A 26,448-nucleotide genomic window follows, 5' to 3' on the forward strand; every position below is an offset into this window, starting at 1 on the left:
GGGCGGTACGGATCCAGGATCCGTACCGCCCCTTCGCGTTGCCGCTACTTGAGACCCAGCACCATCGCGTCCGACGGCGACGACCACACGGTCCGCGCCTCGCCGAAGCCCGCATCGCGCAGCGTCCGCGCGTGCCACTCGGGCGAGGGGGTGTCGCCGTCCGCGTGCTCGCCGTAGATCTCGAAGCGCTTGGCGGTGGGCCCGGCGAGGACCGGGTCGTCGGCGGCGAGCTGCCACCAGTCCCTCCAGTCCACGGCGCCGGCCGCCTTGGCCCGCTCCATGCGGGCGTGCCGCTGGGCGCGGTCGGCGTCGTTCAGGCGGGGTGTCGCGGGGTCGGGCATGTGGTCGGCGTTCAGGAAGACGCCGCCGTCCCGTACGACGCCCGCGAGCTGCCCGTAGAGGGTGGTGAGGGGTTCGCTGTGCAGCCAGTGCAGGGCGGTGGCGGTGAGGACGGCGTCGTACGTGTCGTACGGAAGCTGGGCCGTCCACCGGGGGTCCTTGAGGTCCGCGGTCACGAAGGTGACCCGGTCGTCCCCGGCGAAGGTGCCCTCGGCGATGGCGAGGAGCGCGGGGTCGAGGTCGACGCCCGTACTGACCGCGTCCGGGAACCTCTTGAGCAGCCGGTCCGTAATACTCCCCGTACCGCACGCGAGGTCCAGGACGCGCGGCTCGGTGCCGACGACGGCTTCGACCATGTCCAGCATGACCCGGAACCGCTCCTCGCGGTCGGGCAGATACCACTCCTGCTGCCGGTCCCAGCTGTCCTGCCAGGCACGCCAGTCGGTCGTGGACACCGTTTCCGTCATCAGAGGCCCTCCTGTACGTAATACGCTCTCGTAATACCCTCGAAGCACGCGCAACCGTTACTCACGCACCTGATGAAGATAGCCCGCCCCGGTAAGGACTACAAGTGGAACTGGCCTATTACTCGGACTACGCCGTACGTCTGGTCAACAGCGAGGAGCCGGGTCGCAACAAGGACGCCCTGACCTCGGTCGAGGCGGTCCGCGAGCTGTTCGGGGGCAACGCGCAGGCGGCCCGCCGCGCCACGGACTCCGACGTCACCCGCTTCCGCTCGGTGCGGGCCAGGCTCAGGGCGGTCTTCGAAGCGGCCGACGGCGGCGACGAGACGCTCGCGGTCGACCTGCTGAACTCACTGCTCATGGAATTCCCGGTCAGCCCGCAGATCTCGGGGCACGACCACCGCGACGACGCGGACAACCCGCTGTGGCACATGCACTTGGCGGACCACCCGTCGAACGCGACGTCCGGGTACGCCGCGATCGCCGCGATGGGCCTCGCCTTCCACCTGACCGAGCACGGCGTGGACCGCCTGGGCCTGTGCGAGGCAGCGCCCTGCCGCAACGCCTATCTCGACACGTCGACAAACCGCTCCCGACGCTACTGCTCGGACCGCTGCGCGACCCGCGCCAACGTCGCCGCCTACCGCGCCCGCAAGCGCTTGGAGACGGACCGGTCGGCGAGCACGGGGCGCGCGGCCGAGACGGCCCAGCGCAGCAGCGCGAACGGCGAGCGCTGACCGGACCCGAACCGGGGCGGGCGGTAGCGCAACCACACCTTCCCCAGGACGAGCTCCGTGGGCACCGTGCCGTAGTCCGTGCTGTCCCCGCCCGCGTACGCGTTGTCCCCGAGCACCCACCAGCCGCCCTCGCGGCGCTCGGCGGCACGCTTGACGACCAACAGGTCCTGCTGGAACGGATGGCGGAGCACCACCACGTCACCCGCTCGGACCCGTGCGCCCCACTGCACCACCAGGTGGTCCCCGTGGTAGAGCGTGGGCACCATCGAAGGGCCGGTCACCTCGGCCCCTCCCCACGGCAACATGGCCCTTCTCCGTTCGCTCTCCTGCGACAGCTCCGGCATCACCGCACCTCCCCGGTCCTATCCTCCACGAGTCCCGGTCCCACCCTGGACTTTTGTCCTAAGCGCATGGGGGCACTCGCGAAAACCCGTCTCTCACGGAGTAATGTCCCACCTGAGAAGACGATCACGAGGAAGGACCGCTGCATGCTTTCCCGCCTGTTTGCCCCCAAGGTAAAGGTCAGCGCCCACTGCGACCTCCCCTGCGGCGTGTACGACCCGGCCCAGGCCCGCATCGAGGCGGAGTCGGTCAAGGCCGTCCAGGAGAAGATGGCCGCCAACGACGACGCGCAGTTCCAGACGCGCGCCATCGGCATCAAGGAGCAGCGCGCGGAGCTCGCCAAGCACCACGTGTCGGTGCTCTGGAGCGACTACTTCAAGCCCCCGCACTTCGAGAAGTACCCGGAGCTGCACCAGCTGGTCAACGACACCCTCAAGGCCCTCTCGGCCGCCAAGGGCTCGTCGGACCCGGCCACGGGCCAGAAGGCCCTTGACTACATCGCCCAGATCGACAAGATCTTCTGGGAGACCAAGAAGGCCTGACCCCACCGGTCACAAGGAAGCACCCGGCATCCGCGCGGAGCCGGGTGCTTCCGTCGTTCCCGGCCCCCGTCCGCAGCCTTAAATCGGTTGCCGCGCCCCACCCGCCCCTGGTGCACTTACGCCACACCCCGACCCGTCAAGGAGACGTAATGCGCCGTTTGTTCATGTCCAGCCAGAAGGGAATTGCCATCGACCCAGAGGACATGACACTCCGTGCATACGTCGAGCACGTCCAACACCCTGAACTTGGGGATCCTGGCGCATGTTGACGCCGGTAAGACCAGCCTGACCGAGCGGCTTCTGCATGCCGCCGGGGTCATCGACGAAGTCGGTCGCGTCGATGCGGGGAGCACTCAGACCGATTCGCTCGCCCTGGAGCGGCAGCGCGGCATCACGATCAAGTCCGCCGTCGTCTCCTTCGCCGTCGACGACGTCACCGTCAATCTCATCGACACTCCCGGCCACCCGGACTTCATCGCCGAGGTGGAGCGGGTCCTCAGTGTGCTCGACGGCGCCGTGCTCGTCGTGTCCGCCGTCGAGGGCGTACAGGCGCAGACGCGTGTGCTGATGCGGACGCTGCGGCGGCTCCGCATTCCCACGCTCGTCTTCGTGAACAAGATCGACCGGCGCGGCGCGCGTCACGAGGAGCTGTTGCGCGCCGTCGCGGAGCGGCTCGTGCCGGACATCGTGCCCATGGGGACGGTCCGCGGTCTCGGCGGCCGTGACGGCTCGTACGTGCCCTTCGGCGCGGGCGACCCCGCCTTCACCGGCCGCCTCGTCGACGTGCTCGCCGCGCACGACGACGCCCTGCTCTGCGCGTACGTGGACGACGAGGCGGACCTCCCCTACCGGCGGCTGCGCACCGAACTCGCCGCGCAGACCAAGCGGGCGCTGGTGCACCCCGTGTTCTTCGGCTCCGCCGCCACCGGCGCGGGTGTCCCCGAACTCATGGCGGGCATCCGGGAGTTGCTGCCCTCCGAGGACGGCGCGGCGCGCGCCGACGATCCCGTGTCCGGCACCGTGTTCAAGGTCGAGCGCGGGGACGCGGGGGAGAAGATCGCGTACGTACGGATGTTCGCGGGGACCGTGCGCACTCGGGACCGGCTGCCGCTCGGCGACGGACGCGAGGGCAAGGTCACCGCGGTCAGCGTCTTCGACCGCGGGACCGCGGCCCCGCGCGAGGGTGTCTCCGCGGGGCAGATCGGCAAGCTGTGGGGGCTCGGCGACATCCGGATCGGCGATGTCGTCGGCGTACCGGACGCCGAAGGGAGAATGCGCGCCGGCGGTCGCCACCACTTCTCGCCGCCCACCCTGGAAACCGTCGTCGTCCCCACCCGCCCCGGCGACAGGGGCGCCCTGCACCTCGCGCTGGCCCAGCTCGCCGAGCAGGACCCGCTGATCGATCTGCGGCAGGACGACATCCGCCAGGAGGTGTACGTATCGCTCTACGGCGAGGTCCAGAAGGAAGTCATCCAGGCGACCCTCCTCGACGAGTACGGCATCGACGTCGCCTTCCGCGAGACCACGACCATCTGCGTCGAGCGCGTGACGGGAAGCGGGTCCGCGTACGAGATCATCGACAAGGACGACAACCCCTTCCTGGCCACGGTCGGTCTGCGCGTCGATCCCGGCCCCCCGGGCTCCGGCGTGGAGTTCCGTCTGGAGATCGAGCTCGGTTCGATGCCGTACGCGTTCTTCCGGGCCGTCGAGGAGACCGTGCGCGAGACGCTGCTCCAGGGAGTGCACGGGTGGGAGGTCGACGACTGCGTCGTCACCATGACGCACTCCGGCTACTGGCCGCGCCAGAGCCACGCGCACGGCACCTTCGACAAGAGCATGTCGAGCACGGCAGGCGACTTCCGGCAGCTGACCCCGCTGGTCCTGCTGAGCGCGCTGCGGCGGGCCGGCACGGCCGTGCACGAGCCGCTGCACCGCTTTGGGCTCAGCGTCCCCGACGACGTGTTCGGGACGCTCCTGCCCGCGCTCTCCCGGCTGCGGGCGGTCCCGCACACCCAGAGCGCGCGCGGAGCCTCGTACGTGGTCGAGGGAGAGATCCCCGCGGCCCGCGTGCACGAGCTTGAGCAGCTGCTGCCCTCGCTGACGCGCGGCGAGGGCGAGCTGGAGTCCTCCTTCGAGCGGTACCAGCCGGTCAGGGGCGAGGCCCCGGACCGGCCGCGCACCGACCGCAATCCGCTCTGCCGCAAGGAGTACCTGCGGGAGGTGGCGGGTGTCCGGCGCTGATCCCGGGTCAGCGCCGGAAGGCGGGCAGGCCGAGGGCGCGCACCCGGGCGGGGTCGACGAGGATGTTCAGCTCGACGATCCTGCCGTGGGCGATCGTGAACTCCATGACGGAGACGACCTCGTCCTGCGGCACCCCGACCACACCGACACGGCCGTTGATGAACGCGAGCTCGGTGGTCGGCGCCCCCTGCGAGAACATCGCCGCCTGCCCGGCCACCACGGCCGCGCCGCGCACCAGCTTGGAGAGCCCGGAGGCCAGTTCGCCGGTGTCGGCCCGCAACACCACATCCGGGTCGAGCAGTTCGAGGAGCGCGTCGAAGTCGCCGCCCCGCGCGGCGGCGAGGAACGCTCCGACCACCTCGCGCTGCCGCACGGGGTCGTTGTCGGGCGTGGGCGCCGACCCCTGCACCCGGCGACGGGCCCGGCTCGCGAGCTGCCGGGTCGCGGCCGGGGTGCGCTCCACGATGGGGGCGATCTCGTCGAAGGGCACGGCGAACATGTCGTGCAGCACGAAGGCCAGGCGCTCGGCGGGCGCCAGCGTCTCCAGCACGACGAGAAGCGCGAGGCCGACCGAGTCGGCGAGCAGCACCTCCTGCTCGGGATCGACCACGTCCCCCCAGCTCACCACGGGGTCGGGCACATGCGTGTCCAGCGAGAGCGACAGGGAGTCCTCGCGCCGCGACTGCCTCGTACGCAGCATGTCGAGGCATATCCGGCCGACGACGGTCGTCAGCCAGCCGCCCAGGTTCACCACCGCACCGGTGTCGGCGCGGCTGAGCCGGATCCAGGACTCCTGCACCGCGTCCTCGGACTCGCTGAGCGAACCGAGCATGCGATACGCGACCGCCTTCAGATGCGGCCGGTGCTCCTCGAAGCGGGCCGCCAGCGCTTCACTCCGGCCCACCGCTGCTTCATTCTGATCCATCTGTCACATTCCCTCGTCGCGGTACGTCGTGGAACTGACGCACCGTGCCGGCCACTTGGAGGAACAGTAATGAACACGCAGACCACACGACCCCGGACTCCGGAGCAGCGCAAGCACGACACCCTGCACCGCCTCACCCACGACATCGACGCCTGGGTGGCCACGGCCGACGCCGAGAGCGGGACCCCGTACCTGATCCCGCTGTCCTTCCTCTGGGACGGCGAGAGCCTGCTGGTGGCCACCCCGGAAGCCAGCGTCACCGGCCGCAACCTTTGGGCGACCGGCAGGGCGCGGGTGGGCATCGGGCCGACCCGCGACGTCATCCTCGTCGAAGGGGCCGTACGCGCCGTGGGCGGGGCCGAGTTGACCGACGAACTCCGTGCGGAGTTCGCCACGAAGACGGGCTTCGACCCGAGCGGGCTCAAAACCCCCTACACCTACTTCCGCATCACCCCGCAGCGCCTCCAGGCCTGGCGCGAGGCCGATGAACTGGAGGGCCGGGAGCTGATGCTGGGCGGTCGGTGGACGGTGCGGTAGCCGGGGTCAGTCCCGGCCGATGACCGGTGCCAGCGCCTCGCGCAGATCGTCGGGGCCCGTGTAGTGGAGCCCGACCATGCCGAGCGCGACCGCCGCGTCCACGTTCTCCTTGCGGTCGTCCACGAACAGGCAGCGCTCGGCCGGGACTCCCGCCCGCTCCACGGCGATCTCGTAGATCCGGCGGTCGGGCTTGACGATGCCGACGCCCGCGCTGCTGACCACGGTGTGCGCGAGGTCGGCGATGCCCAGCTCGGCCAGGTCGTCGTCGAGCCAGGGCGTCGCGTTCGTCACGAGCGCCACGTGCAGGTGCGCGCGGGCGCGCCTGAGCAGGTCCACCACGGTGGTGTCGGCGGAGAATCCGGCCTCGGCGAGCGCGGCCCCCAGGGCGTGCCCGCGCTCGTACGGCACCCGGTCCGCGAGGCCGCGCGCGATCGCCGCCACCCACTCGGCCTTGCCGGTGCGCCCGAGCATCAGCGGCTGATCGGTCTCGGGCGCGAAGGCGATCTCGGCGGTGCTGCCGTGCGGGAGACCGGCGGCGCGCTCCATCTCCTCCATCGCCGACATGTCGTAGAAGCGGATCACGCCGTCGAGGTCGCAGAGCACGGCGTCGAAGGGCAGCGGCGGCACCTCCCAGGTGAACCGCAGCTTCTCCTTGGCCTCGGCGCCGATCCGGCCGTAGAAGCGGATGGCGCCCTCGTTCCACGCAGGGGTCTGCCACTGGACCTCGGCGAGGCCCAGGGACCGGGCCTGGGCCGCCACCGCGTCGGTCAGGAGTTCGCCGAGGCCCAGGCCCCGGTGTCCGTCGCGCAGGAAGAGGCAGTCCATGTGGAGGTACTCGGCGCCGTCCCAGGTGGAGATCTCCGGCGCGCACGTGGCGTAGCCGACCACTTCGCCGCCGGGCAGCTCGGCCACCAGGCAGCGCAGGCGCGGGTCGGCCGCCTCGAAGAGGAGCGCTTCGAGGCGCTGCTCCAGGCCGGGGGCGGGCGGTGTGCCCTTCTCGTACGCGGCATGCTCGGCGACCAGTTCCACGACGCGGGGGAGGTCGGCCCGGCGGGCGTGCCGGACGCGGGGCGATCCTTCGTCCGTCATCGCGGATCCCCCTCGCGGGCGCCCAGGGGTCGTGCGGTGCGCGCGTGACGGCCGTCGGCGAGCGCGAGCGGTCGCCGCCCGTCCACGGCCGACGGAAGTGCGTCGAGCTCGGTCATGTCCATGCGCCCATGATGCAGATGTCCGGCGGGGCGTGTGGGGCGCGGGGGCTCTGCTGGTGTGCTGCGGGGCTCTGCTGGAGTGCTGCAAGGGCTCTCCTGGTGTGCTGCAGAGGCTCTACCGCTCGCCGAGCACCCGATCCACGTTGGCCCGCACCCGGTCCTGGTCGGCGCGCACCGCCTCGTACGCGTCCTTGTGGCGGGCCACATCGGCGCGCTGCTTCTCCGCGCGCACCGCCCACCAGACACCGGCCGTGTTGTGCTCCCGCTTGCACTCGACGTCGGCGGTCGCCGTGGCCAGCTCCTTCTTCGTCCGGTCGGTGTTGCCGCCCTGGTCGTTCCCGCGCCCCCACGCCTTGTCCTGGAAGGCGTCGCTCGGGGTCTTGTAGCGCTTGAGCCCCTTGCCCACCATGCACGCGGCCCAGGTGTCGACGGCCTCGCGCACCCGCTTGTCCTTGGCGACCGCCTTGTCCAGGCTCTGGCCGCGGTGGGGCACGTACGTCGACATGCGGGTCTTGTCCTGTACGCCTTCGGTGAGGCGCTCGCTGCCGCTGCTCACACAGCCGCCGCGCCGGGCGGGCTTGGCGGGTGCGGTGGGCTTGGCGGGTGCGGTGGGCTTGGTGGGTTTGGTGGGCGCGGTGGGCTCGGTGGGCTCAACAGGCTCGGAGTCCCAGCCGTTCAGCGCCTCGTACTCGGCCCGCGTCATGACCCGGCCCTCGGGCCGCGCGGCGTCGGCCGGGGAGCGGTCCGGATCCCAGCCGTAGCCGAAGCGGCGGGCGCTGTCGAGGTCGAGCGGCCCGTACGGAGCCGAGGTGATCGCCACCGCTATCAGGGGCGTCGCCTCCAGGCTCTTCGGGGCCTTCGGGTGGAGCGGAAAGTCCTCGAAGCCGAGCCCCCGCATGCAGGTCCGCGTCATGCGCGCCTGCGCCTGCGTGTGACGGCGGCTGTCGCGCGCGGTGAATTCATAGCGGTCCAGCGGGAGTTCAGGGAGGTCCTTCGCTTCCTTCACGGACGGCACCCCTCGATCACCGCCCGAGCCCGCCCCTCCCCCGCCCGCGGGCGAATCGGCCCCGCATCCCGCGAGCCCCACGGCCACCAGACCCACAACCGCACATCGGACCATTCCCCGCAGCCCCATCAGTCCGTCCCCTCCCCAGGCGACTCACGAACCGGAACCGTCGGACCATACCTCCCCGCCCGCAGTCGGTCCCACCGTCGGTCCCGCCCTCAGTCCCGCAGCCGGGCGAGCCATGGGTGCGGGCCGTGCGCGGTCTCAACCGCCCTTATCAGCCACGCCCGTTGGGCCACGGAGAGCACAGGCAGGAGCGCGTCGAAGTCCAGCTCGTCCTTCGGCCGGGGCGACTTCGCCTTGTAGAAGAGCTGGATCTCCGGCGCCAGGCGGGGGATGCCGTCCTGCCCGGCCAGGCCGATCTCCTCGACGGGCCGCCGCACCCGCCGGTCACGGCACGACACCCAGACAGGGCCCTCGGACTCCTCCAGCATGAACTGCACGCGCCAGGGCTCCCCCTCGCCGGGCCTGCACCAGATGTCGTGCACGCCGGACGCGAGCACCTCACCCGGCAGCCACCGCCGCAGCGTCCCCGGCGGATCGGCGGCCCACCACTCCCACGACGGCAACACCTCCTGCACGGCGAGCTGATCACGGCGCAGCAGGGATACGTCGATGTCCGCGTGCTCCCGGAACGCGTGACCGACGGCCAGCTCCACCGCGTATCCGCCGGCGATCCACCACGGGACGCGCAACTGGCCGCACCAAGCGGCGACTTCGGCGAGCGGTGCCGGTTCCCACGGGCCCCACGGGGTGTGCGTACGCATCGCTGTCATGCGCTCAGTTCCGTGTCCACCAGCACACCGCGCACCCCGCACCGCGCGCCGTCGGCGTTCGCGCCTCAGTCGTCGACCCGCTCAGGTGGCCCCCCGTGCTCTTCGCGCCCCTCGCGTCCGTCCACGCACGCGTCGCACCGCGGGTTGTGGCACGGGCCGGGGACCCACACCGGGACGAACACCCCGAGCACCTTGCGCCGCTTGATGGCCGTACCGACAGGCCGTCCGCAGCTCGCGCACATCGGCTCGCGCTGCGGGCGGGGGCCGGACCGGCTCCCATCGCTGCCCATGCATCCAGAATAAGACGGTCGGCGCTAGCCGGAAAGCCCCGTCGGCGCCCACCGCCGTACGTACGCACGCCGGCTCCCCGATGGAGCCGGCCCCCGCGTCACGCGTGGCGGATTCCCTCCGTGTCGAGCTCCCCCGCCACCACCTGGCGCGCGCACTCCGCCAGCCGCAGCCGGTTCGCCCGCGCATGCCGCCGCAGCGCCTCGAAGGCCTCGTCGACCGTGCACTTCCAGCGCTCGGCGAGCACACCCTTCGCCTGCTCGATGGCGATCCGGCTGGTGAGCGCCTCCTGCAGCTGGCCGCGCTCCGTCTCGCTCTGCTCCAGGGAACGCCGCTGCAGTATCGCGATCGTGGCGACGTCCGAGAACGCCTGCGCGAGCGCGATCTCGTCGGGGCCGAGCACCTTCGGCTTCGCCTGGAAGAGGTTGAGCGTGCCGAGGGTCTGGTCGCCCCGGTGCAGGGGCAGCACCTGCGTCATCTCGTAGCCCGCCGCCAGGGCGCGCGTCGCGAACTGGGGCCAGGCGAGCGTCGCTTCAAGGCCGCCGAGGGCGATGTTCGTATGCGCCGCGCCGGAGCGGTAGCAGTCCAGGCCCGGCCCCTGTTCCTGCTGCAGGGAGAACAGATCGAGCACCCATGCGTGCTCGCCGGACGCGGCGACGAGCCGCAGCTCGTCCTGGGGGTCGGCGAGCAGGATGCCCGCCGCCGATACGCCGAGCAGTTCCACGCAGCGCACGGCCAGGCTCTGCAGGAATTCGGTGACGTCGAAGTCTTCGGTCAAGGAGTCGGCCATCTCCACGAATGCCTCCGCCAGAAGTCGTTCGCGGGAGGTGTCGCCGGACACTTCACGGGCCAGTTCGCGGGACATGTGGCTCGCCCCCCCTTCGTTGTGTCCTGGGGCAACACAGCGGTACTGCAACGACTTTAGGCGAATCGGCCGCTGTCGCGACCATTCGCGGCGAAAGGACGGGGATCCCGCCACATCGGCCACAGCTGCGGGCCGCCCGGCAGGTCTATGGCGCTTCCGGTGAAATGGAATCCGAGCCGGGTGTACAGCGCCCGACTGCGGCTGCTGCTCGCCTCCAGATAGGCGTGCAGCCCCTCCTGGTCGCACCGGTCGAGCACGGCGCCGATGAGCGCGGAGCCCAGGCCCTCGCCCTGCCGTTCGGGGCTCACGCCGATCATGTGGAGGTACTGGTGGGGCCGGTCGGTGGGGTGCGCCTCACCGGTCAGCCTGCCGATCTCCCCGATGCGCGCGTTGTCCGGGTCGACGGCGGCCTGGAGCTGCGCCGGCCCTTCCTCCTCGCCCTCCTGCTCGCCCGCGGGGACGGACCACCACAGTGCGACCGCCGTGCCGTCCTGCGTGATGTCGACGAAGCCCTGGCTCAGCGAGAGGTCGAGGAAGGCCTCCATCAGGCCGCCGTGACTGCGGCGGCGGTGCTCCTCGTCGGGGAAGACCCAGCTGCTCACCGGATCGTCCCGGAACGCCTCGTCGAGCAACCGGACCACGTCCGCCCTGTCGCTCTCCCCGGCCCTCCGGATCACTACGCCCACAGCCCCGCCCCTTTTGCCCCTCGGTCACGCTCAACTACGTGTACCGCTCCACCGGTTGCCTCGTACGCAGCCTAGGTGATCTGGCCCCGGCGCACGGACGAGCCCCGCACCCTGACCGGATCTCGGCGGAGTGCGGGGCTCGTCGGTCATGCTCAGCCGTCCTGTTCAGGCCGTCCTGTCGTTCGGCTCCTTCTGCGTACGTTCGTTTGTCCGCCGATCGGTACATGCCTCTCCGTACGTCGCGTACGCATCTCCCCGTACGGCCGACCCGTACGTCTGCGCACGTCTGCGTACGTTCAGTGCGTACGCCGGGTCACGAACTCCGCGAGCACCAGCAGGCCGCCCGCCTCCTCCGGGAGCGGCACCGCGCGGGAGAGCTGGTTGAGCGCGCGGGACATCCGGTCGGCGGCGTGCAGCAGCGCCCAGTCCCTGCCGCCCGCCGCCTCGACGGCGTGCGCCATGCGTGCCAGGTCGGCGTCCTGCTCGGGGCCGGCCGACAGCCGTCCGTACAACTCGGCGAGCTCGGCGGCGGCCGGGGTGCCGGAGGCCAGCGCCGCGACCACCGGCAGGGACTTCTTGCGGGCCGCGAGGTCGGCACGGGCCGGTTTGCCGGTGCGCCCCGGATCGCCCCAGATGCCGATCACGTCGTCGATGAGCTGGAAGGCGAGCCCCGCCTCACGGCCGAACCCGTCGAGCGCCTCCACCTCACCCCGGCCCGCCCCCGCGTACAGCGCCCCCAGCGCACAGGCGCAGCCGAGCAGCGCCCCCGTCTTGGCCTCGGCCATGGCGAGGCACTCGTCGAGCGTGACCTCGTCCGGGCCGCGCCGTTCGAGCGCGCAGTCCGCGTGCTGGCCCGCGCAGAGCTCCACCACGCAGGAGGCGAGCCGGGCGGCCGCCGCCGGGGCCCCGGGGTGCGGGTCCTCGGCGAGCAGCCGCTGCGCCAGCGCCTGGAGCGCGTCACCGGCCAGGACCGCGTCGGGTTCACCGAACACGGTCCATGCGGTGGGCCGGTGCCTGCGGGTGGTGTCGCGGTCGATGACGTCGTCGTGCAGGAGGGTGAAGTTGTGGGTCAGCTCCACCGCCGCGGCGGCCCTGACGGCCATGGCCTGGTCCCCGCCGAGCGCCCGCACCGCGGCGAGCACGAGCGCGGGCCTGATCGCCTTGCCCGCGTGCCCGGACGCCGGTGAGCCGTCCGCGTGCTGCCAGCCGAAGTGGTAGAGCGCGACGCGGCGCATCGCTCCGGGCAGCGAGTCGATCGCCCGGCGCAGCTCCGGGTCGACGCACAGCCGCGCCGACGTCAGCAACTCCGCCGCCTCGAACGCCTCGTACGCCTCGTGCCCCTCGTACTCTTCGCTCGGCCCCTGTTCGCCGGGGCGCTGTGCCATCTCCGTCATGTCCGTCGTCGTGTCCGTCATGGACTCACCCCGGGGAGGATGCGGACGGTGGCGTTTCCTGGGCCTGTGGGCGTGTACGGAAGGGGTGTACCCGGCGGCGCGTCCACAGACACGGCCTCACCGCCAGCGGCCGATCTCGACGTTCTCCAGGACCCCCAGCGCGTCCGGGACGAGGACCGCCGCCGAGTAGTACGTCGACACCAGGTACGAGATGATCGCCTGCTCGCTGATGCCCATGAAGCGCACCGACAGGCTCGGCTCGATCTCGTCCGGGATGCCGGTCTGGTGCAGGCCCACCACGCCCTGCTCCTCCTCGCCCGTACGCATACAGATGATCGAGGTGGTGCGGGCCTCGGTGACCGGGATCTTGTTGCACGGGAAGATCGGCACCCCGCGCCAGGTGGGGATGCGGTTGCCTCCCATGTCGATGGTCTCCGGCACGAGCCCGCGCTTGTTGAGCTCGCGGCCGAACGCGGCGATCGCGCGCGGGTGGGCCAGGAAGAGCTTGGAACCCCGCCTTCGGCTGAGCAGTTCGTCCATGTCGTCCGGGCTCGGCACGCCGTCGTGCGGCTGGAGCCGCTGTTCGTACTCGCAGTTGTTGAGCAGCCCGAACTCGCGGTTGTTGATCAGCTCGTGCTCCTGGCGCTCCTTGAGCGCCTCGACCGTCAGCCGCAGCTGCTGCTCGGTCTGGTTCATCGGCTGGTTGTAGAGATCGGCCACGCGCGTGTGGATGCGCAGAACGGTCTGCGCGACGCTCAGTTCGTACTCGCGCGGCGCCGATTCGTAGTCGACGAACGTGCCCGGCAGCACGGCTTCGCCGATGTGGCCCGAGGAGAGGTCGATGGGCGCCTCGCCGAACTTGTTCGTCCGCTGGGCCGGGATGGACCGCAGCCTCTGGAGATGATCGCGCAGCGAGCCCGCGCGCTCCGCGACCTGCTCCAGGTCCTGGCGTGGCAGCGTGAGCACGGTGCACGCGGTGACCGCGCGCGTCGTGTACTCCCAGATGGCCTCCGGGTCGAGCAGGGCCTGTTCGCCGAAGTAGGCGCCGTCGGCGAGCGCGCCGAGGACCGTGTCGTCGCCGTACGGACCGGTGCCGATCTTCTCGACCCTGCCGTGCGCGAGCAGGAACACCTCGTCGGCCTGGCTGCCGAAGGAGGTGATCACCGCGCCCGCGGCGAACTCCCGCTGCTGGCAGCGCTGGGCCAGCTCCCCCAGGACCTCGAGGTCCTCGTAGTCCCGCAGGACCGGCAGCTCGCCGAGCTCCGCGGGGATGACCTGCACCCGGTCCCCGGTCTTCACGAACGTCACCCGGCCGTCGCCGACCGAATAGCTCAGCCTCCGGTTCACCCGATACGTGCCGCCCTGCACCTGCACCCACGGCAGCGTCCGCAGGAGCCAGCGTGAGCTGATCTCCTGCATCTGCGGCGCGGACTTGGTGGTGGTGGCCAGATTCCGTGCGGCCGACGTACCCAAACTCTGCTGCGGTTTGGACTCTTCCGCACGGATCTCTTCGCCTACCGACATTGGCAATGCCCTCCCGATCAAGCGCTGATCTGCGCCGACAACACTTCCAGCACGGTGAGTGTCGGCGCCATTACACAAACGAGCGGGAATGGATCAGGCGAGACGGGGAACTCACCCGCGTACCAGGAACCAGAGCCCTTGCGGTGGGGAACTCCAAGATCCGTGCACCCGTTGAACAGGACACGACGCCGGTACGCTCTCTGTACCGATATGCACCAATCCGCACCAATCCGTAGGAGACGGCAATGGCAGGCTTCCTGGATCGCGCCAAGGAACAGGCGCAGCGCGGACTCAATCAGGGCAAGCAGAAGATCGACGAGGTCCAGGCGCAGCGCACGGGCGGCGACCTCCTGAAGAAGCTGGGCAAGGCCTACTACGCGCAGCAGCACGGCACCGGTACCCCCCAGGCGACCCAGCAGGCCCTCCAGGAGCTGGAGGCCCATATCGCGACGAACGGCGACGCGTTCCTGCACGGCAGCGACCAGCGCGGCTGACCGAATCGGCTCGCACGGTGCCCGAACAGTCTTGGAATACCTCCGAACGGCTGGTCCGGGCACCGTGGGTTCGGGTAGAAGCGGGGCATACAAGACGGCTCGCGACCGGCGGCCGTCGTGCTCCGCAAAGGAGTCGGCCATGGCCCCACCCATGTCCGCGAGCAGCTTCCTCGACGCTCTCAAGGACGAAGGTGTGACAGTCGTCGAAGTCGGCGACTGGCGTCACCACAACCGCAACCACAAGGGGCCGTGGGGCCCCGTGCACGGCGTGATGATCCACCACACGGTCACATCGGGCAGCGCGCGGACGGTGGAGATCTGCCGCGACGGGCACCCCTCACTGCCCGGACCGCTCTGCCACGGCGTCATCACCAAGGACGGCCGTGTCCACCTCGTCGGGTACGGCCGCGCCAACCACGCGGGCCTCGGCGACGACGACGTCCTGCGCGCGGTCATCGCCGAGAAGGCGCTCCCGCCGGACAACGAGGCGAACACCGACGGCAACCGCCACTTCTACGGCTTCGAGTGCGAGAACCTCGGCGACGGCGAGGATCCGTGGACCGACGAGCAGCTGGAGGCGATCGAGAAGGTCTCGGCAGCCATCTGCCGCCACCACGGCTGGACCCAGCGCTCGGTGATCGGCCACCTCGAATGGCAGCCGGGCAAGGTGGACCCCCGGGGCTTCACCATGAAGACGATGCGGGAGCGCATCGAGGAACGCCTCAAGTAGTCCGAGGGGCGCCCTTGGCGGTTTCGACGGCCCAGGGCAAGCCGACCGCGACCGTGCCCGCGGGCACGGTGCCGGGCAGAATGGCGGGGTGAGCACCACCCCGCCGACCAGCCCGCACCCCCGGCTCCCGTCCCCGCTCCAAGAGCTCCAGGACGACCGGTTCACGCGGCACGGCGTCACCCTCGTACTCAAGAGGGACGATCTGATCCACCCGGATCTTCCGGGCAACAAGTACCGCAAGCTCTTCCTGAACCTGGACGCCGCCGTCACAGCGGGTCACGAAGCCCTGCTGACCTTCGGCGGCGCCTACTCCAACCACCTCAGGGCGACCGCCGCGGCGGGCCGCCTCCTCGGCATGCCCACCATCGGGGTGGTCCGCGGCGACGAACTCGCCGAGCGCCCCCTGAACCCGTCGCTGGCGCAATGCGCGGCCGACGGAATGCGGCTGCACTTCATCGCCCGGTCGACGTACCGCAGGAAGACCGAACCGGAGGTCCTGGCCGCCCTCCTGCACGCCACGGGCGCCGAGAACCCCTACGTCATCCCGGAAGGGGGCAGCAACTCCCTTGCCGTGCGGGGCTGCACGGCCCTGGGCGAGGAACTGCGCGGCCACACCCACACGGCGGCCGTGGCCTGCGGCACCGGCGGCACCCTGGCCGGAATGGCCGCGGGCCTCGCCCCGGACCAGCGCGCCCTGGGCATACCCGTGCTCAAGGGCGGCTTCCTGGGCCCCGAGATACGGGCGCTGCAACAGCGGGCCCTCGGCGCCCCCACCGCCAACTGGCGGCTGGACGAACGCTTCCACTTCGGGGGCTACGCCCGCACGCCCCCCGAACTCACCGCGTTCGCAGCCGACTTCGAGGACCGGCACGGCCTCCCCGTGGAGCGCGTCTACGTGGCCAAGCTGCTCTACGCGCTCACGGCCCTCTGCGAAGAGGGCGCGTTTCCCCCCGGCTCCAGGGTCACCGCCGTGATCACGGCCACGGAACCCGAGGCGCCCGGAACTCAGTCCTCGACCTCCCGGTAGGCCGCCGCCTCCTCCAGGTCCAGCTTGCGCAGCAGCGTCCGCATCATCTCGTCGTCGATGCGCCGCTCGTCCCGCATCTTCACGAACACCTCCCGCTCCGCGGCGATCGCCTCCCGGGCGAGCCTGCGGTAGGTGTCGTCCGCGGACTCCCCCGTCACCGGGTTGGGCTGACCGAGCCGTTCCCACACGGAGTTGCGCCGCCGCTCCAGAACGGTCCGCAGACGGTCCTGGAGGGGCTGTGGAAGGCAGTTGCGCTCGTCCCGCATGAGTTCGTCCACCCGCTCCTCCGCGGCCTGCGAGGCGGCGTTCTGCGCCTGCGCCTCCGCGAGCGTCTCCGCCTGCGCGTCCCGCCCCGGCAGCTTCAGGACCCGGATCAGCCACGGCAGCGAGAGCCCCTGCACGACCAGCGTGCCGATCACCGTGGTGAACGTCAGGAACAGCACGAGGTTGCGCGCGGGGAACGGCTCCCCGTCGTCCATGACGAGCGGGATCGAGAAGGCGATCGCCAGCGACACCACCCCGCGCATCCCGGCCCAGCTGACGATCAGCGGCCGGCGCCAGTCCATGTCGCTCTCCCGCTCCTTGATGCGCGTCGACAGCATCCGCGGCAGATAGGTCGCCGGATACGACCACACGAAGCGCGCGAGCACGACGAAGAAGAAGACCCCCAGCGCGTACCAGGCCACCTGTACGCCGCTGTACTCGCCGAGCCCCTCGATCACCAGCGGCAGTTGCAGGCCGATGAGCGCGAAGACCGCCGACTCCAGGATGAACGCGACGACCTTCCACACGGCGGCCTCCTGGAGCCGCGTCTCGAAATCGACCTCCCAGGAGCGGTGTCCCAGGAACAGGGCGACGACGACCACGGCGAGCACTCCGGAGGCACCCACCTGCTCGGCGGCGGCGTACGCGACGAAGGGGATCAGCAAGGAGAGGGTGTTCTGGAGCATCGCCTCCCTCATGTGCCGGCGCAGCCAGTGGATCGGCACCATGAGGACCAGCCCCACGCCGACCCCGCCGACCGCGGCCATCAGGAACTCCCTGATCCCGCCCGACCAGCTGGCGCCCTCGCCCACCGCCGCCGCCAGGGCGACCTTGTAGGCGGTGATCGCGGTCGCGTCGTTCACCAGCGACTCGCCCTGGAGGATGGTGGTGATGCGCGAGGGCAGCCCCACCTTCCGCGCGATGGCCGTGGCCGCCACCGCGTCCGGCGGCGCGATCACCGCGCCGAGGACAAGGGCGGCGGTCAGCGGCAGATCGGGGATCAGCAGATACGCGAGGTAGCCGACGGCGAGGGTCGCGAACAGCGTGTATCCCACCGAGAGCAGCGCCACGGGCCTGATGTTGGCGCGCAGATCGAGGTAGGAGCTCTCCAGGGCCGCCGTGTGCAGCAGCGGCGGCAGGATCAGCGGCAGCACGATGTGCGGGTCCAGGTGGTAGTCCGGGACCCCGGGCACGTAGGCGGCGACGAGCCCCACCGCGACGAGCAGCAGCGGCGCCGGCACCGGCGTCCAGCGCGCGGCTCCGGCCACCGCGGCACTCGCCGCGATCAACGCCACCAGTGGCAATACGTCCATCGGTCAGGACCTCCGCGACACGCGTTCCCGTCGTAACCTGGCAATCATGAACGAGTGCCCGCATGTCGCAGCGCTGCCGCACCCCGAACCCGTACCGCTGAGCGAGACCTGTCCCGAGTGCCTCGCGGTCGGCAGTCACCCGGTGCAACTGCGCCTCTGTCTGGACTGCGGGCATGTGGGCTGCTGCGACTCCTCGCCCTTCCGGCACGCGACGGCCCACTTCAAGGACACCGGACACGCGGTGATGAGGACCTTCGAACCGGGCGAGAGCTGGCGTTGGTGCTTCGTGGACGGTTCGATCGTCTGAGGCCTGGGTACGTCAACCCGACGCCCGTACTCTCCAATTGGGACCGTGCGACCCCTAGCCACTCTCCGTACCCTTAGGCTTACTATGAGTGACAGCAACGGAGCGGGGTCCCCGGGACACGGAACTGGGGAGCGCGGTAGCGTCACCGCAGAACTACGTGGTGCGTTACCCGTGTGACGCAGTCCGGACCGCCGGTGGACGGCGGACCTGGAGCCCCGAAAGTGCTTGTACCACCTTGGAGGTGAGGGTGTCCCAGATCGCAGGCGAGCCCGGAAATCAGGACTTCGTCGAGGTCCGCCTTCCGGCTGCGGGTGCCTACCTGTCGGTGCTGCGTACGGCCACGGCCGGTCTCGCAGCGCGTTTGGACTTCACTCTCGACGAGATCGAGGACCTCCGCATCGCGGTCGACGAGGCCTGCGCGATCCTGCTTCAGCAGGCCGTGCCCGGTTCGGTGCTCAGCTGCGTCTTCCGCCTCGTCGACGACTCCCTGGAGGTGACCGTCTCGGCGCCGACCACCGACGGCCGGGCCCCGGAGCGGGACACCTTCGCCTGGACTGTGCTGTCCGCACTCGCGGGTCAGGTCGACTCCACCGTCGCCGAGGACAACACCGTCTCGATCAGCCTCTACAAGAAGCGCGGCGCGGGACCCGGGCCGGCGTGAGGGACGGGGAGGGGCCGGTGCGGGACGAAGAGCGCGGCACACGGGGACTGTCCGGTGGCCGGGGAGGAACACCGACGAAGGGGCGCGAGGCTCCGTCGGAGCCGGCGTTCACGGGCATCCCCGAGCAGCAGGCCAGGCCACACCCGGAGGACCCGGAGCAGCCGGGTCCGTCGACTGTGGCTGACGCGTCGGAGCAGGCAGAGCCGACCGCCCAGGAGGAGCGCGCAAAGCCCTCCGCCCGGGGCGGCGCGCAACGGGCGGGATACATGAGCGAACACGGTGAGCAGCAGCACACCCGGCATAATCCGCAGGACCGCAGCGGTGCACGCGCGATGTTCATCGAGCTGCGCGAGCTGGAGAGCGGCAGCCCCCAGTACGCGGAGCTGCGCAACAAGCTGGTCCGCATGCACCTGCCGCTCGTCGAGCACTTGGCCCGCCGCTTCCGCAACCGCGGCGAGCCCCTTGACGACCTGACGCAGGTCGCCACCATCGGCCTGATCAAGTCCGTGGACCGCTTCGACCCGGAGCGCGGCGTGGAGTTCTCCACGTACGCGACACCCACGGTCGTCGGCGAGATCAAGCGGCACTTCCGCGACAAGGGCTGGGCGGTCCGGGTGCCGCGGCGCCTCCAGGAGCTGCGGCTCGCGCTGACCACGGCGACCGCCGAGCTGTCCCAGCTGCACGGCCGCTCGCCCACGGTGCACGAGCTGGCCGAGAAGCTGGGCATCTCCGAGGAGGAGGTGCTCGAGGGCCTGGAGTCGGCCAACGCGTACTCCACGCTGTCCCTGGACGTCCCGGACACGGACGACGAGTCCCCGGCGGTCGCGGACACCCTGGGCTCGGAGGACGAGGCCCTGGAGGGCGTCGAGTACAGGGAGTCCCTCAAACCGCTCCTGGAAGACCTTCCACCACGCGAGAAGCGCATCCTGCTGCTGCGGTTCTTCGGCAACATGACGCAGTCGCAGATCGCCCAGGAGGTCGGCATCTCCCAGATGCACGTCTCCCGGCTCCTCGCCCGCACACTCGCGCAGCTGCGCGAGAAGCTCCTCGTCGAGGAGTGACGAAGGAGCAGGCCGCCCCTCCTGGTCTGCTCCTTCGGGACGTCTCGTACGGGACGGCTACTTGGCGTCGTCCTGTACGTTCCCCGGGCCCTTGATCCCGAGGGCCTCGGTCGTGGCCGGGTTGACCAGCAGCACGAGCGCGGCCACCGCGACGGCGGCGAGCGCGATGCCCGCCGGGATGGCCATGCTGTCGGCCTGCAGCAGCTGCCAGGCCACCGGAAGCGCCATGATCTGCGTGATGATGGCGGGCCCCCGGCTCCAGCTGCGGCGGCGCAGGAGACCGCGGGCGGCGAGCAGGGGCAGGAGCGCGAGGACGAACAGCGTGATGCCGCCGGTGGTGGCCTGTTCCGGGTTGTCGGGGTCACCCGCGAGGCCCATCACGAGCATGTAGACACCCCCGGCGATGAGTGCGACGCCCTCCAGTGCGGCGAGGGCCGCCGCGGCCGTCAGACGTCCGGGACGCGGGCCTGATTCCGGGGCTTCGGGGGTGGGTTTCCGCTCAGTGCTCACCCTTGCAGGGTAGCTGTGCGTGTCCGCGGTGCGGGCCCCGGTCCGGACCCTCGGTCTAGGCCAGGTAAAGACCGCTAGGTACTCTGCTTCGCATGCGTGCACTCCTTGTGGTCAACCCAGCGGCAACCACCACCAGCGCGCGCACGCGTGACGTACTGATCCACGCGCTGGCGAGCGAGATGAAACTCGAGGCGGTCACCACGGAGTACCGCGGTCACGCCCGGGACCTCGGCAGACAGGCCGCGGAGAGCAAGGACATCGAGCTGGTCGTCGCCCTCGGCGGGGACGGCACGGTCAACGAGGTCGTCAACGGGCTGCTGCACAACGGCCCCGCCCCGGACCGTCTGCCCCGCCTCGCCGTCGTCCCCGGTGGCTCCACCAATGTCTTCGCGCGCGCTCTTGGTCTGCCCAACGACGCCGTGGAGGCGACCGGCGCCCTGCTCGACGCGTTGCGTGAGGGAAGCGAACGGACAGTGAGCCTGGGCCGGCTTTCGGGCACCCCCGGCACGGAGGACGAAGCCGTCCCCGCGCACTGGTTCACGTTCGCCGCCGGATTCGGATTCGACGCCGGAGTGGTGGGCCGGGTCGAACAACAGAGGGAGCGCGGGAAGCGGTCCACCCATGCGCTGTATTTGCGCCAGGTGTTCCGTCAGTTCCTCGACGAGCCGCACCGCAGGCACGGAATGATCACGCTGGAACGGGCCGGCGAGGACCCGGTGACCGACCTCGTGCTCTCCATAGTCTGCAACACCTCTCCCTACACCTACCTGGGCAATCGCCCGATGTACGCGTCCCCGCAGGCCTCCTTCGACACGGGCCTCGACGTGCTCGGTCTGAGCAAGCTCTCCACCACCGCGGTGGCCCGGTACGGGACGCAGCTTCTTACGTCGACACCGGATCGCGGACCCCACGGCAAGCACGCGGTTACGCTCCATGACCTCACCGACTTCACCTTGCATTCGAAGGTGCCGCTCCCCCTTCAGATGGACGGTGACCACCTGGGGCTGCGCACGAGCGTGACGTTCACAGGCGTACGCCGTGCACTGCGTGTGATTGTGTGAGTAGAAGGGCCGAAAGTCCTTTCACTCGAACGTTTAGGCCAGGGTCCACCCCATAGAAGTACGGCTGTGACCCAGTCGACACTGAGGAATCAAAAAAAACTTTCCGGAAGGGGTTGTATCCGCCGCCGAGGTTTGCGAATCTCTACATGGCGATCGGGACGGCCCGCAACATCGGCCCCACAGAAAGCCAGAACCCCCTCCTCAACGCATAGGACATCGTCGCGTATGTGACGAACGTCCCTTCCGTCGTCGAGGGATTCGTGAAAGCGTTCACATTCACAAGCAACTTGCATGTAATACCAAGGAGAGGTAGCAGCCATGGACTGGCGTCACAACGCCGTTTGCCGCGAGGAAGACCCCGAGCTCTTCTTCCCCATCGGCAACACCGGTCCTGCGCTGCTGCAGATCGAGGAAGCCAAGGCCGTCTGCCGTCGCTGCCCCGTCATGGAGCAGTGCCTGCAGTGGGCGCTCGAGTCCGGCCAGGACTCCGGCGTCTGGGGTGGCCTCAGCGAGGACGAGCGCCGCGCAATGAAGCGCCGCGCCGCTCGCAACCGTGCACGCCAGGCAAGCGCCTGACGCTCACGCCCCCTACGAGCCTTAGCCCGGCGGCGCGTACAGCGAGTACGCATCTCCCGCCCCCGAGCCGCAGCCGCGCAGTACCCCCGATGCGCAACGCAACGTGAGTAATGAGCCCCGGACCACTTTGGTCCGGGGCTTACTGCTTTGTCGTGTGCCGTAGAGGGCGCGGCGCTACTTGTCGCCACGTACCGGGATGTCGAGGACGACCTGCGTGCCGCGCTCCGGGGCCCGCACCATGTCGAAGGTGCCGCCCATCTCGCCCTCGACCAAGGTGCGGACGATCTGCAGGCCGAGGTTGCCGGAGCGGTGCGGGTCGAAGCCGTCGGGCAGGCCGACGCCGTCGTCCTGGACGGTGATCAGGAGACGGGAGTCCTTGGTGGTGCCGCCGCGGACGGCGGAAACCTCGACCGTTCCGGTGTCGCCTTCCTGGAAGCCGTGCTCCAGGGCGTTCTGCAGAACTTCCGTGAGGACCATCGACAGCGGGGTCGCGACCTCGGCGTCCAGGATGCCGAAGCGTCCGGTGCGCCGGCCCGTGACCTTGCCGGGCGAGATCTCCGCCACCATCGCGAGGACGCGGTCGGCGATCTCGTCGAACTCCACGCGCTCGTCCAGGTTCTGGGACAGCGTCTCGTGCACGATGGCGATGGAGCCGACGCGGCGTACGGCCTCTTCGAGTGCTTCGCGGCCGGTGGCGGAGTCGATGCGGCGGGCCTGGAGGCGCAGAAGTGCGGCGACCGTCTGGAGGTTGTTCTTCACCCGGTGGTGGATCTCCCGGATGGTCGCGTCCTTGGTGATCAACTCCCGCTCGCGACGGCGCAGTTCGGTGACGTCGCGCAGCAGTACGAGTGAGCCGATGCGCGGACCCTTGGGCTTGAGCGGGATCGCGCGGAGCTGGATCACGCCGTCGCCGCCCTCGATCTCGAACTCGCGGGGCGCCCAGCCGCTGGCGACCTTGGCGAGCGCCTCGTCCACCGGGCCGCGGGACGGGGCGAGTTCGGCGGTCGCCGTGCCGAGGTGGTGACCGACCAGGTCGGCGGCGAGGCCCAGGCGGTGGTACGCGGAGAGCGCGTTCGGCGAGGCGTACTGGACGATGCCGTCGGCGTCGAGTCGGAGCAGCCCGTCGCCCACGCGCGGGGAGGCGTCCATGTCGACCTGCTGGCCGGGGAAGGGGAAGGACCCGGCGGCGATCATCTGGGCCAGGTCGGACGCCGACTGGAGGTAGGTCAGCTCCAGGCGCGAGGGAGTACGCACAGTGAGCAGGTTCGTGTTGCGGGCGATGACGCCAAGGACGCGCCCTTCCCTGCGTACGGGGATGGACTCGACCCGCACCGGCACCTCTTCGCGCCACTCGGGGTCGCCCTCGCGCACGATGCGGCCCTCGTCCAGGGCGGCGTCGAGCAGCGGGCGGCGGCCGCGCGGGACGAGGTGGCCGACCATGTCGTCCTGGTAGGAGGTGGGGCCGGTGTTGGGCCGCATCTGCGCCACGGAGACATAGCGGGTGCCGTCGCGGGTGGGGACCCACAGCACGAGGTCGGCGAAGGAGAGGTCGGAGAGCAGTTGCCACTCCGAGACCAGCAGGTGCAGCCACTCGAGATCGGAGTCATCGAGAGCGGTGTGCTGGCGTACGAGATCGTTCATGGAGGGCACGTGTGCGAGCGTACCTGGCAGGTCCGGCGGGTCCGCTCCGGGTGATTCCCGACGAGCCGCGGCGCCAGGGCGGGACCCTCAACCCACCCACGGCACCGCAGCCCTTCAGGAACACCGACCACCGGAATGTGCGGTACCGGGGCCGATCGGAGGATCCGACACGGTCAGGGCAGAGAGTGCCGGTTCCTCGGTCCGCTCTCCTGTGCGGGAAGAGCGGATGCTTTACCAACGCATTGTGGACTAGACCATTCGTCTGTGTCTACGCGTCTGCAGATGTTTGTTGTTGTCTCTTTCTCTTGCTTGACGCCCGCCGGGCGCGCTTCCGTCACCCTGCGGACTCATGCGTCCGGCCAGACCCGCATGGCCATCTCGGCGACCGCTTCCAGCTCCTGCCGGCTCGCTCCGTCGCGGGACTGCTGGGACATGCCTTGCAGCACGGCTCCGGTATAGCGGGCCAGGGCGGGGGCGTCCACCTCCGCCGGGAGCTCGCCCGTGGCGGCGGCGGCCCTGATGCGGCTCTCGATGGAGCTGATGTTGGCGTTGCGCCGCTCGCGCAGGCCGGCTTCGACCTCCGGCGTCGCGCAGTTCGCCGCGGCGCAGATGACGAGGCAGCCGTGCGGGTGTCCGGCTTCCGTGTACTTGTCCGCGGCCTCGTACAGCATGCGCGCGACTCCGTCACGGACGGTCGCCTCCTCCGCGAAGGCGCGCTCGCCGAAGGAGCCGTGCGTCTGTCCGTACAACACGACGACTTCCTCGAACAGTGACTGCTTGTCACCGAAGGCCGCGTACATGCTGGGGGCGCCGATGCCCATGGCCCGGGTGAGGTCCGTGACCGACGTCGCCTCGTACCCCTGCTCCCAGAAGGTGCTCAGGGCCTGCTCCAGTGCGGTCTCCCGGTCGAAGGAGCGGGGACGCCCGCGCTGTTTCGTCGCCATGGAGTGAATTGTATAGCGGCCGCTAGAAAAACGGCTCGGCCTGCGCTACGGTTCTTTCTGTAACGACCACTAGAGAAATAGGGGGCGGTTCCCATGGGCACGCTTGCAGGCAAGACGGCACTGGTCACGGGTGGCAGCCGGGGCATCGGGCGGGGCATCGCCGAGCGGCTCGGGCGGGACGGGGCGCGGGTCGCCGTGCACTTCGGCAGCAATGAGACCGCGGCGAAGGAGACGGTCGCGGCGATCGAGGCCGCGGGGGGATCCGCCTTCGCGTTCGGCACGGAGTTGGGGGTTCCCGGCGACGCCGAGGCGCTCTGGGCCGCGTTCGACCGGCATGCCGAGGGCCTGGACATCCTGGTGAACAACGCGGGGATCGGCACGTCACGCCCGTTCGCCGATACGGACGAGGCGGAGTACGACCGCCTGTTCGCGGTCAACGCGAAGGCTCCGTACTTCATCACCCAGCTCGGCGAGCGGCGGCTGCGGGACGGCGGTCGGGTCATCAACATATCGACGGGCCTCTCGCACGCGGCGGTCATGCCGGAGCTCGTGACGTACGCCATGACCAAGGGCGCCCTGGACGTGTTCACGCGGAACCTCTCCAAGGTCCTTGGCCCTCGGGGCATCACGGTCAACGCGGTGGCGCCGGGCATCGTGGACACGGACGTCAACGCCGCGTGGCTGCGCGGCGACGAGAACAAGGAGGCCTGGGCGGGCGCGGCGGCGATGTCGGCGCTCGGCCGCGTCGGCACCACGGACGACATCGCAGCGGCCGTGGCGTTCCTCGCGTCGGACGACGGGCGCTGGGTCACCGGCCAGTGGATAGACGCGACGGGAGGCTCGCTGGCCTAGGCGCGGGGGCGTGGCTTGCTCGACGGGCGGGGGCGGGGCGGAGAGCCGAGCATGGAGAGAGGGAACGGAAGGCGACGGCAGGGAGCGGCAGACAACGACAGGGAGCGGAAGCGGGAACTGAAGCCCGGGAACCAGGGGCTCAGGCGGGCCAGCTCTGCTAGATTGGTCTATACCACATTGTCCCCCGTGGGTCCTCTCCAGACCCGTGAGTCCCCTCTCCAGATCGGCAGGCCCAGCGTGGAAGTTGTCATCGTCCCGGACGCCAAGGCAGGCGGCGAGCTCATCGCGGAGGCCATGGCCGCCTTGGTGCGCCGTAAGCCTGACGCCCTGCTCGGTGTCGCCACCGGATCCACCCCGCTGCCCATCTACGAAGCCCTCGCCGCCAAGGTCGGCTCCGGCGCCGTGGATGCCTCGCGGGCGCGGATCTGCCAGCTCGACGAGTACGTGGGGCTGCCCCCCGGGCACCCCGAGTCCTACCGCTCCGTGGTGCTGCGTGAGGTCGTCGAGCCGCTGGGGCTCAGCGAGAAGTCCTTCATGGGGCCCGACGGCAGCGCGAAGGACGTGCAGGCGGCCTGCGAGGCGTACGACCAGGAGCTCGCGGCGGCCGGGGGCGTGGACCTCCAGCTGCTCGGGATCGGCACGGACGGGCACATCGGGTTCAACGAACCCTGCTCCTCGCTCGCCTCGCGCACGCGGATCAAGACGCTGACGGAGCAGACGCGGGTGGACAACGCGCGGTTCTTCGACGGGGACATCGAGCAGGTGCCGCACCACGTGATCACGCAGGGCATCGGGACGATCCTCGAGGCCCGGCATCTGGTGCTGCTCGCCACGGGTGAGGGCAAGGCGGATGCGGTGGCCGCGACGGTGGAGGGGCCCGTCGCCGCGGTGGTTCCGGCCTCGGCCCTGCAGTTGCACCGGCATGCGACGGTCGTCGTGGATGAGGCCGCCGCGTCCAAGCTGAAGCTCGGGGAGTACTTCCGGGCGACGTTCGCGGCCAAGCCCGCCTGGCAAGGGCTTTAACCGGGCCCCTGGGCCTTGCGCGGCGGTGCCGGGGCGCCCCCTGCTGGGGG

30 protein-coding genes are annotated in these 26,448 nt (G+C 70.4%); 14 read left to right on the forward strand and 16 right to left on the reverse strand.

The genetic code is table 11. The features are described 5' to 3' along the window. Window positions 1–44: 44 nt before the first annotated feature. A complete protein-coding gene (locus tag ACFUPX_RS40135) occupies window positions 45–806 on the reverse strand; it encodes a class I SAM-dependent methyltransferase (RefSeq protein WP_383333965.1) in 762 nt (253 codons plus the stop codon). A gap of 104 nt (window positions 807–910) precedes the next feature. On the opposite strand from ACFUPX_RS40135, the gene ACFUPX_RS40140 reads away from it, so the two are divergent. Continuing rightward, entirely contained in the window at window positions 911–1,540 is a 630-nt protein-coding gene (locus tag ACFUPX_RS40140; protein ID WP_383333967.1) for a CGNR zinc finger domain-containing protein, read from the forward strand. Here ACFUPX_RS40140 and sodX read toward each other — a convergent pair. Further along, window positions 1,444–1,884, reverse strand: coding sequence for a nickel-type superoxide dismutase maturation protease (sodX, locus tag ACFUPX_RS40145; RefSeq protein ID WP_383333969.1), 441 nt, complete (start codon window positions 1,882–1,884; stop codon window positions 1,444–1,446). The two genes, ACFUPX_RS40140 and sodX, sit on opposite strands and share 97 nt — an antisense overlap. Window positions 1,885–2,028: 144 nt before the next feature. Here sodX and sodN point away from each other — a divergent pair, with 144 nt between their 5' ends. Both sodN and ACFUPX_RS40155 read left to right on the forward strand, forming a co-directional pair. Beyond that, complete coding sequence (sodN, locus tag ACFUPX_RS40150) at window positions 2,029–2,424, forward strand: superoxide dismutase, Ni (protein ID WP_160507177.1); 396 nt, start codon at window positions 2,029–2,031, stop codon at window positions 2,422–2,424. Between the two features lie 213 nt (window positions 2,425–2,637). After that, a complete protein-coding gene (locus ACFUPX_RS40155) occupies window positions 2,638–4,665 on the forward strand; it encodes a GTP-binding protein (RefSeq protein WP_383333971.1) in 2,028 nt (675 codons plus the stop codon). Window positions 4,666–4,672: 7 nt separating this feature from the next. Here ACFUPX_RS40155 and ACFUPX_RS40160 read toward each other — a convergent pair whose 3' ends face one another. Then, entirely contained in the window at window positions 4,673–5,590 is a 918-nt protein-coding gene (locus ACFUPX_RS40160; protein WP_383333973.1) for a sigma-70 family RNA polymerase sigma factor, read from the reverse strand. A 69-nt stretch (window positions 5,591–5,659) separates the two neighbouring features. On the opposite strand from ACFUPX_RS40160, the gene ACFUPX_RS40165 reads away from it, so the two are divergent. Further along, window positions 5,660–6,127, forward strand: coding sequence for a pyridoxamine 5'-phosphate oxidase family protein (locus tag ACFUPX_RS40165; RefSeq protein ID WP_383333975.1), 468 nt, complete (start codon window positions 5,660–5,662; stop codon window positions 6,125–6,127). Between the two features lie 6 nt (window positions 6,128–6,133). On the opposite strand, the gene ACFUPX_RS40170 is transcribed toward ACFUPX_RS40165, so the two are convergent. From ACFUPX_RS40170 to ACFUPX_RS40210, 9 genes are all read right to left on the reverse strand, one after another. Further along, the gene (locus ACFUPX_RS40170) at window positions 6,134–7,216 is read right to left on the reverse strand and encodes an HAD-IA family hydrolase (protein ID WP_383333977.1); all 1,083 of its coding nucleotides are present in this window, start codon (window positions 7,214–7,216) and stop codon (window positions 6,134–6,136) included. Beyond that, on the reverse strand, window positions 7,213–7,338 hold the full coding sequence (locus ACFUPX_RS40175) for a hypothetical protein (protein WP_383333979.1): 126 nt from the start codon (window positions 7,336–7,338) through the stop codon (window positions 7,213–7,215). Before ACFUPX_RS40175 ends, ACFUPX_RS40170 begins: the two co-directional genes overlap by 4 nt. A 112-nt stretch (window positions 7,339–7,450) precedes the next feature. Continuing rightward, entirely contained in the window at window positions 7,451–8,341 is an 891-nt protein-coding gene (locus ACFUPX_RS40180) for a hypothetical protein (RefSeq protein WP_383333981.1), read from the reverse strand. Window positions 8,342–8,559: 218 nt separating this feature from the next. Next, window positions 8,560–9,168: a nucleotidyltransferase domain-containing protein gene (locus ACFUPX_RS40185; protein WP_383334011.1), complete on the reverse strand. Its 609-nt coding sequence runs from the start codon at window positions 9,166–9,168 to the stop codon at window positions 8,560–8,562. A 74-nt stretch (window positions 9,169–9,242) separates the two neighbouring features. Next, entirely contained in the window at window positions 9,243–9,467 is a 225-nt protein-coding gene (locus tag ACFUPX_RS40190) for a hypothetical protein (RefSeq protein ID WP_383333983.1), read from the reverse strand. A gap of 98 nt (window positions 9,468–9,565) precedes the next feature. Beyond that, complete coding sequence (locus ACFUPX_RS40195) at window positions 9,566–10,330, reverse strand: ANTAR domain-containing protein (protein ID WP_383333985.1); 765 nt, start codon at window positions 10,328–10,330, stop codon at window positions 9,566–9,568. Between the two features lie 56 nt (window positions 10,331–10,386). Continuing rightward, the gene (locus ACFUPX_RS40200; protein ID WP_383333987.1) at window positions 10,387–11,016 is read right to left on the reverse strand and encodes a GNAT family N-acetyltransferase; all 630 of its coding nucleotides are present in this window, start codon (window positions 11,014–11,016) and stop codon (window positions 10,387–10,389) included. 296 nt (window positions 11,017–11,312) lie between these two features. After that, window positions 11,313–12,401 (reverse strand): family 2 encapsulin nanocompartment cargo protein polyprenyl transferase, encoded by a 1,089-nt coding sequence (locus ACFUPX_RS40205; protein WP_383334013.1) that lies wholly within the window; start codon window positions 12,399–12,401, stop codon window positions 11,313–11,315. 126 nt (window positions 12,402–12,527) lie between these two features. After that, complete coding sequence (locus ACFUPX_RS40210) at window positions 12,528–13,934, reverse strand: family 2B encapsulin nanocompartment shell protein (protein WP_383333989.1); 1,407 nt, start codon at window positions 13,932–13,934, stop codon at window positions 12,528–12,530. A 245-nt stretch (window positions 13,935–14,179) separates the two neighbouring features. Between ACFUPX_RS40210 and ACFUPX_RS40215 the strand changes: the two genes are divergently transcribed. From ACFUPX_RS40215 to ACFUPX_RS40225, 3 genes are all read left to right on the forward strand, one after another. Then, complete coding sequence (locus ACFUPX_RS40215; RefSeq protein ID WP_383333991.1) at window positions 14,180–14,428, forward strand: hypothetical protein; 249 nt, start codon at window positions 14,180–14,182, stop codon at window positions 14,426–14,428. Window positions 14,429–14,567: 139 nt separating this feature from the next. Further along, complete coding sequence (locus tag ACFUPX_RS40220) at window positions 14,568–15,158, forward strand: N-acetylmuramoyl-L-alanine amidase (RefSeq protein ID WP_383333993.1); 591 nt, start codon at window positions 14,568–14,570, stop codon at window positions 15,156–15,158. Between the two features lie 88 nt (window positions 15,159–15,246). Continuing rightward, window positions 15,247–16,185 carry a 1-aminocyclopropane-1-carboxylate deaminase/D-cysteine desulfhydrase gene (locus ACFUPX_RS40225; RefSeq protein ID WP_383333995.1) on the forward strand — a complete coding sequence of 313 codons (939 nt, stop codon included), beginning with the start codon at window positions 15,247–15,249 and terminating at the stop codon, window positions 16,183–16,185. Here the strand turns inward: ACFUPX_RS40225 and ACFUPX_RS40230 are convergent. Further along, complete coding sequence (locus ACFUPX_RS40230) at window positions 16,164–17,762, reverse strand: Na+/H+ antiporter (protein WP_383333997.1); 1,599 nt, start codon at window positions 17,760–17,762, stop codon at window positions 16,164–16,166. The two genes, ACFUPX_RS40225 and ACFUPX_RS40230, sit on opposite strands and share 22 nt — an antisense overlap. A 46-nt stretch (window positions 17,763–17,808) precedes the next feature. Here ACFUPX_RS40230 and ACFUPX_RS40235 point away from each other — a divergent pair, with 46 nt between their 5' ends. The 3 genes from ACFUPX_RS40235 (at window position 17,809) to ACFUPX_RS40245 (ending at window position 19,791) form a co-directional block, all read left to right on the forward strand. Beyond that, complete coding sequence (locus ACFUPX_RS40235; protein ID WP_383333999.1) at window positions 17,809–18,069, forward strand: UBP-type zinc finger domain-containing protein; 261 nt, start codon at window positions 17,809–17,811, stop codon at window positions 18,067–18,069. A gap of 247 nt (window positions 18,070–18,316) precedes the next feature. Further along, on the forward strand, window positions 18,317–18,730 hold the full coding sequence (locus ACFUPX_RS40240; RefSeq protein ID WP_030780840.1) for an anti-sigma regulatory factor: 414 nt from the start codon (window positions 18,317–18,319) through the stop codon (window positions 18,728–18,730). Further along, entirely contained in the window at window positions 18,727–19,791 is a 1,065-nt protein-coding gene (locus ACFUPX_RS40245) for an RNA polymerase sigma factor SigF (RefSeq protein ID WP_383334001.1), read from the forward strand. The genes ACFUPX_RS40240 and ACFUPX_RS40245 overlap by 4 nt, the downstream gene beginning before the upstream one ends. 57 nt (window positions 19,792–19,848) lie before the next feature. Here ACFUPX_RS40245 and ACFUPX_RS40250 read toward each other — a convergent pair whose 3' ends face one another. After that, window positions 19,849–20,301, reverse strand: coding sequence for a hypothetical protein (locus ACFUPX_RS40250; RefSeq protein ID WP_383334003.1), 453 nt, complete (start codon window positions 20,299–20,301; stop codon window positions 19,849–19,851). Window positions 20,302–20,393: 92 nt separating this feature from the next. Between ACFUPX_RS40250 and ACFUPX_RS40255 the strand changes: the two genes are divergently transcribed. Continuing rightward, window positions 20,394–21,362 carry a diacylglycerol/lipid kinase family protein gene (locus ACFUPX_RS40255; RefSeq protein WP_383334005.1) on the forward strand — a complete coding sequence of 323 codons (969 nt, stop codon included), beginning with the start codon at window positions 20,394–20,396 and terminating at the stop codon, window positions 21,360–21,362. 318 nt (window positions 21,363–21,680) lie between these two features. After that, window positions 21,681–21,938: a WhiB family transcriptional regulator gene (locus ACFUPX_RS40260; RefSeq protein ID WP_016639615.1), complete on the forward strand. Its 258-nt coding sequence runs from the start codon at window positions 21,681–21,683 to the stop codon at window positions 21,936–21,938. Window positions 21,939–22,112: 174 nt separating this feature from the next. Here ACFUPX_RS40260 and ACFUPX_RS40265 read toward each other — a convergent pair whose 3' ends face one another. Together ACFUPX_RS40265 and ACFUPX_RS40270 are read right to left on the reverse strand one after the other, a co-directional pair. Further along, window positions 22,113–23,579 (reverse strand): sensor histidine kinase, encoded by a 1,467-nt coding sequence (locus ACFUPX_RS40265; protein WP_383334015.1) that lies wholly within the window; start codon window positions 23,577–23,579, stop codon window positions 22,113–22,115. A 347-nt stretch (window positions 23,580–23,926) separates the two neighbouring features. Then, entirely contained in the window at window positions 23,927–24,523 is a 597-nt protein-coding gene (locus ACFUPX_RS40270; RefSeq protein ID WP_383334007.1) for a TetR/AcrR family transcriptional regulator, read from the reverse strand. 93 nt (window positions 24,524–24,616) lie between these two features. Between ACFUPX_RS40270 and ACFUPX_RS40275 the strand changes: the two genes are divergently transcribed. Together ACFUPX_RS40275 and nagB are read left to right on the forward strand one after the other, a co-directional pair. Next, complete coding sequence (locus tag ACFUPX_RS40275; protein ID WP_383334009.1) at window positions 24,617–25,375, forward strand: SDR family oxidoreductase; 759 nt, start codon at window positions 24,617–24,619, stop codon at window positions 25,373–25,375. A gap of 237 nt (window positions 25,376–25,612) precedes the next feature. Then, entirely contained in the window at window positions 25,613–26,398 is a 786-nt protein-coding gene (gene nagB / locus ACFUPX_RS40280) for a glucosamine-6-phosphate deaminase (RefSeq protein WP_383334017.1), read from the forward strand. Window positions 26,399–26,448: the final 50 nt, after the last annotated feature.

Source organism: Streptomyces sp. NPDC057302 (genome assembly GCF_042667685.1).
Classification (GTDB): domain Bacteria; phylum Actinomycetota; class Actinomycetes; order Streptomycetales; family Streptomycetaceae; genus Streptomyces.

What these genes read in the sequence shown, in the direction of transcription:
- sodX (WP_383333969.1), bottom strand. Translation starts at nt 1,884, where the DNA reads ATGCCGGAGCTGTCGCAGGAGAGCGAACGGAGAAGGGCCATGTTGCCG.
- ACFUPX_RS40230 (WP_383333997.1), bottom strand. Translation starts at nt 17,762, where the DNA reads ATGGACGTATTGCCACTGGTGGCGTTGATCGCGGCGAGTGCCGCGGTG.
- ACFUPX_RS40255 (WP_383334005.1), top strand. Translation starts at nt 20,394, where the DNA reads ATGCGTGCACTCCTTGTGGTCAACCCAGCGGCAACCACCACCAGCGCG.
- ACFUPX_RS40195 (WP_383333985.1), bottom strand. Translation starts at nt 10,330, where the DNA reads ATGTCCCGCGAACTGGCCCGTGAAGTGTCCGGCGACACCTCCCGCGAA.
- ACFUPX_RS40275 (WP_383334009.1), top strand. Translation starts at nt 24,617, where the DNA reads ATGGGCACGCTTGCAGGCAAGACGGCACTGGTCACGGGTGGCAGCCGG.
- ACFUPX_RS40265 (WP_383334015.1), bottom strand. Translation starts at nt 23,579, where the DNA reads ATGAACGATCTCGTACGCCAGCACACCGCTCTCGATGACTCCGATCTC.
- ACFUPX_RS40210 (WP_383333989.1), bottom strand. Translation starts at nt 13,934, where the DNA reads ATGTCGGTAGGCGAAGAGATCCGTGCGGAAGAGTCCAAACCGCAGCAG.
- ACFUPX_RS40135 (WP_383333965.1), bottom strand. Translation starts at nt 806, where the DNA reads ATGACGGAAACGGTGTCCACGACCGACTGGCGTGCCTGGCAGGACAGC.
- ACFUPX_RS40175 (WP_383333979.1), bottom strand. Translation starts at nt 7,338, where the DNA reads ATGGACATGACCGAGCTCGACGCACTTCCGTCGGCCGTGGACGGGCGG.
- ACFUPX_RS40215 (WP_383333991.1), top strand. Translation starts at nt 14,180, where the DNA reads ATGGCAGGCTTCCTGGATCGCGCCAAGGAACAGGCGCAGCGCGGACTC.
- ACFUPX_RS40160 (WP_383333973.1), bottom strand. Translation starts at nt 5,590, where the DNA reads ATGGATCAGAATGAAGCAGCGGTGGGCCGGAGTGAAGCGCTGGCGGCC.
- ACFUPX_RS40235 (WP_383333999.1), top strand. Translation starts at nt 17,809, where the DNA reads ATGAACGAGTGCCCGCATGTCGCAGCGCTGCCGCACCCCGAACCCGTA.
- ACFUPX_RS40270 (WP_383334007.1), bottom strand. Translation starts at nt 24,523, where the DNA reads ATGGCGACGAAACAGCGCGGGCGTCCCCGCTCCTTCGACCGGGAGACC.
- ACFUPX_RS40220 (WP_383333993.1), top strand. Translation starts at nt 14,568, where the DNA reads ATGGCCCCACCCATGTCCGCGAGCAGCTTCCTCGACGCTCTCAAGGAC.
- sodN (WP_160507177.1), top strand. Translation starts at nt 2,029, where the DNA reads ATGCTTTCCCGCCTGTTTGCCCCCAAGGTAAAGGTCAGCGCCCACTGC.
- ACFUPX_RS40205 (WP_383334013.1), bottom strand. Translation starts at nt 12,401, where the DNA reads ATGGCACAGCGCCCCGGCGAACAGGGGCCGAGCGAAGAGTACGAGGGG.
- ACFUPX_RS40190 (WP_383333983.1), bottom strand. Translation starts at nt 9,467, where the DNA reads ATGGGCAGCGATGGGAGCCGGTCCGGCCCCCGCCCGCAGCGCGAGCCG.
- ACFUPX_RS40170 (WP_383333977.1), bottom strand. Translation starts at nt 7,216, where the DNA reads ATGACGGACGAAGGATCGCCCCGCGTCCGGCACGCCCGCCGGGCCGAC.
- ACFUPX_RS40260 (WP_016639615.1), top strand. Translation starts at nt 21,681, where the DNA reads ATGGACTGGCGTCACAACGCCGTTTGCCGCGAGGAAGACCCCGAGCTC.
- ACFUPX_RS40165 (WP_383333975.1), top strand. Translation starts at nt 5,660, where the DNA reads ATGAACACGCAGACCACACGACCCCGGACTCCGGAGCAGCGCAAGCAC.
- ACFUPX_RS40185 (WP_383334011.1), bottom strand. Translation starts at nt 9,168, where the DNA reads ATGCGTACGCACACCCCGTGGGGCCCGTGGGAACCGGCACCGCTCGCC.